Origin of the sequence: Pseudomonas sp. K5002 (assembly GCF_013386655.1) — a bacterium.
In the GTDB taxonomy this organism is placed as follows: domain Bacteria; phylum Pseudomonadota; class Gammaproteobacteria; order Pseudomonadales; family Pseudomonadaceae; genus Aquipseudomonas.
On the sequence record NZ_JACARK010001640.1, the window covers coordinates 1 to 323 of the forward strand.

1 protein-coding gene is annotated in these 323 nt (G+C 66.3%); it reads right to left on the reverse strand.

The genetic code is table 11. The features are described 5' to 3' along the window. A partial coding sequence (locus HX846_RS38435) for a HAMP domain-containing protein (RefSeq protein ID WP_178967604.1) occupies window positions 1-323 on the reverse strand: 323 nt, incomplete at both ends.

The window sequence follows — 323 nt, forward strand, 5'->3', positions numbered from 1 at the left end:
TGCTGTCCAGTTGTTGCACCAGCGCCGCGGCATGGCCGGACAGACGTTGCGACGCATCGCCAATCCGGCCGACCACTGCGCCCACCTGGGCCTCCAGCATCTGCATGGCAAACTCGATACGCCCGAACTCGTCCTTGCGCCCGGTGTAGATCGCCTGGCTCAGCGGGTTATCGGCAATCAGCCGTGCCCGCTGGTTCAACTGTGCCAGGGGCCGTAACAAGCCATGCACACCCGCTACCCCCACGGCGCAGGCCGCCGTTCCCGCCAGCAGTTGCCAGGTCAGCGGATAAGTCGCCAGCCCAAGGCCCAATGCCCAGGTTGCG